This window comes from Blautia sp. MSK20_18, assembly GCF_020553125.1.
Classification (GTDB): Bacteria; Bacillota; Clostridia; order Lachnospirales; family Lachnospiraceae; genus Blautia_A; species Blautia_A fusiformis.
In genome coordinates, this window is record NZ_JAJCGR010000077.1 from 1 (window position 1) to 3,229 (window position 3,229).

The 3,229-nt window shown below is 38.2% G+C and carries 1 protein-coding gene and 1 pseudogene; both read right to left on the minus strand.

The window, feature by feature from the left end:
• Window positions 1-175: 175 nt before the first annotated feature.
• Window positions 176-1,395: pseudogene (locus tag LI091_RS18230) on the minus strand (IS110 family transposase).
• Window positions 1,396-1,742: 347 nt separating this feature from the next.
• On the minus strand, window positions 1,743-2,951 hold the full coding sequence (locus LI091_RS18235) for an IS110 family transposase (protein WP_144100615.1): 1,209 nt from the start codon (window positions 2,949-2,951) through the stop codon (window positions 1,743-1,745).
• Between the last annotated feature and the right edge of the window lie 278 nt (window positions 2,952-3,229).

Sequence of the window (3,229 nt, forward strand, 5' to 3'; positions counted from 1 at the left end):
AAGCCTGCAAATAAAAAGTCAAGGCTAAATTGAAAGAACATTGCTACGAAAATAAAAATCGCAGCCAAGACTTGAACCTTGACAACAAATGTTTTCAACAATTATGAAAGCATCACTATAAAGCAGTCATAATAATGGCTGCCAGCAGTGAAATATGATTTGTACAAAAGATGGATTATACTTGAGCTTCAACCGTATAGCCATGTTTTTCTAATTCTCGTATATAACGGGAAAGTTGTTTTTGCTCACAGTTTTTGCGCCTGACTTCAAAACAGTTTTCATCAAAATTAGTGCCTTGTTTTAGCATTGTATAAATGATAACAAGTAATTTACGAGCAAGAGCGACAATGGCTTTTCTGGCTCCTTTTTTCTGCTTGATTCTCCAATACCAGGCTGAAAGATATGTGTTTCGTTTGCCGGCAATTACCCAGGCAATCTCACAAAGCATACTTTTTATATAAGGATTGCCTTTTGTGATAGAGGTACTTTTTCTTTTTCCGGCACTCTCGTTATTGCCGGGACACAGACCGGCCCATGAACAGATGTGTTCTGCAGTTTTAAATGGTTTCATATCTGTACCGATTTCGGCAATGATTGCACAGGAAGCAGTTGTACTTATTCCATAGATAGTATTTAACTGTTCAATTTGTAAAGCGAATGGAAGCATATCTTCCTGAAGATGAGTTTCAATTTCAATAAGATGCTCTTTCATGGAATCATAATGACACATGAGGATTTTTAAGAAAGATTTTTGATGTTCTGAAAGAGTCCCATTTACAGACATGAGGATTTCATCAATGCGTTTTCTGGTTTTTGTTTTGAGATAAGAATCCAAAGATATTTTATCAATCCATCCATGTTCCATCAAATGTAGAATAATGTTTCTGCCGGAAGTACCAAAAATATCAGAAATAAAAGAAGACAGACGAAAACCGGAACTCTGCAGGAATTTTTCAACCCTGTTTTTCTGGGAAGTAATATCGCGGATAATACTCTTGCGATAACGGTTTAAATCACGAAATTCACGAATCTTGCATTAAGGAGTCCTGCACGTAGTAATGTAGAAATCCATTCAGAATCACGCATATCAGTTTTTTTGCCAGGAACGTTCTTCATATGGCGGGCATTAACAACTAATAAAGTGATATCTCCAGAGAAAGCATCTTCTAATATTTCGTAAATTGGAATCCAATAAATGCCAGTGCTTTCCATTGCAACATGATGGCAATTCTCTGAAATGATCCAGTCTCGTAAAGCAAGCATATCAGGAATTAAAGTGGTAAATTCACGAATTTCAGAGTGAGTAGGTTTACCTAATGGACCAGTTAGGATACATGCAACAATTTTTTCTTTGTGGATATCCAAACCACAGGAAATTTCTAAAAGATCTTTCATACAGACAGCCTCCTTTATAATAGAATTGACAGGAGATTTGCCCGAGATAATATGGACTTTGCTACTCGTGCTATCTGTAAAAGATGCGACAATATGCTGTACTCAAGGGCAAAACATTTACGTTGAAAAACGGGGTGAAAATCCTCCAAGGTACAATCAAACTTAATCCTGTCAATAACTATTGTAAAACAAGGCAGGAAGTAAAAAAAGTAGTGGAGGTCAATCCCCTATTTTCATTATAGGCTGTGATAAGCTTTCATGATTCGTTGAAAATTTTATACAGGTTGAAAATTGGGTATCAAAATAAGACCCCACACCAGTGCTGGTCTGAAAATATTAGTGGATAATTAAGATTCTGGAAGAGATGAAAGATATTCTTTCACTCGTCCGTAGTAGATTCTTAGAAACTTGTTAGCACCTGCAGTCATATAGACATAGTAAGGCTTGCCTTGAGCACGTTTCTTATCTAAGAACTGATAAACAGGATCATCTTGAGGATGCGTTTTAATCAGGACATCCATTACCTGAAATAAAGTCTTTCTAAGATCAGCGGAACCTCGTTTTGAGGTAGGAACACTTTTTTGTTCATAGGTTCCGGATTCATTAACACCAGGATCTACACCGGCAAATGCAGTAATAGCACTTTTGTGAGTGAAACGGGAAACATCTCCGATCTCAGCCATCAACTGAGGACCAAGTGAAGTTCCAACCCCTTTCATAGCCATAACGACAGGATATTCCGGGAGTTTGGATGCAGTTTCATTCATGAGAGTGCGTAGTGATTCAACAGTTGTAGAGGCACTATTAAGCTGGTCTACAGCCTGCTTGATAATAAGCTTTGTAATGGCATCCTTTGGAAGTACAGGAACAAGTTCCTTTGCTTTTCCATAGATTTCTTCAGCTTTTGACTGACTGAAGTTGTACTTCTTGCGTTTGCACCAGTTTTGATAATGGTCGATAAAGGCATTCAGGGACATTTTACGGACACAGTCCACATGCCAGTATGTAGATGCAAAATCAACCCATTTCTGGCTGCCGTCACTGCGTGCAGGACTGTCAAAGTAAGTATTAACACCAGGATAGGTTTGGTCAAGGATGCCGATAAGATTATTTTTCATAGCCGTCTTGTGTTTCATGTAAAAGCCGAACTGACGGTTCATGGTTTTGAGCTGATTGCGTAATTCATCCATAACATTATACTGTTTAAGATTTTGCCATTTGTCAAGAGCATATCGGGCAATCTTAACAGCATCCGCTTTATCAGATTTCACTTTACGAAGAGAATCATTATCAAAGTCTTTGATAAGTTTTGGGTTAATGGCACTGACGAAAAGATTTGCCTCTGAAAGCTGATGAGCGAGGACTTCATAATAACGTCCTGTGTGTTCCATCACGATTCGGGACTCACCTTCAACAGAATTGATTAGTTCTACAAGTGAACGGATGTCACTGGCCGTGTGTTTGATTTCAAAAGGTGTGGAAACAATTTCACCGAATGGTCGCATGATAGCAACCATACTTTTACCTTTTGAAACATCGATACCTACTGCGTTCATAAATTGTCACTCCTTAAGATTATTGCAATGGATAAATACCAGTTTTACTCATTGCCTATTCAATCTACTGTGGTGTGACGCGAATGCACCTATGGCGATTCAACCTGCATAAAACGAACGCTGCGAATGAGGAGCTGGTTATCAGTCTTAATTGCGGACGCGATGTCCAAGAAAAGGGACGATATACCAATTGCTCCATCATTATACAGCTTAAGCAACAAGATGGATAAATCCTTACTGGCTGTAAGGGATATTAACCATAAATATATTGTAGTAGA

Bases quoted from the DNA above. Each gene is read 5' to 3' on its own strand.
- LI091_RS18235 (WP_144100615.1), bottom strand. From the start codon at position 2,951: ATGAACGCAGTAGGTATCGATGTTTCAAAAGGTAAAAGTATGGTTGCT.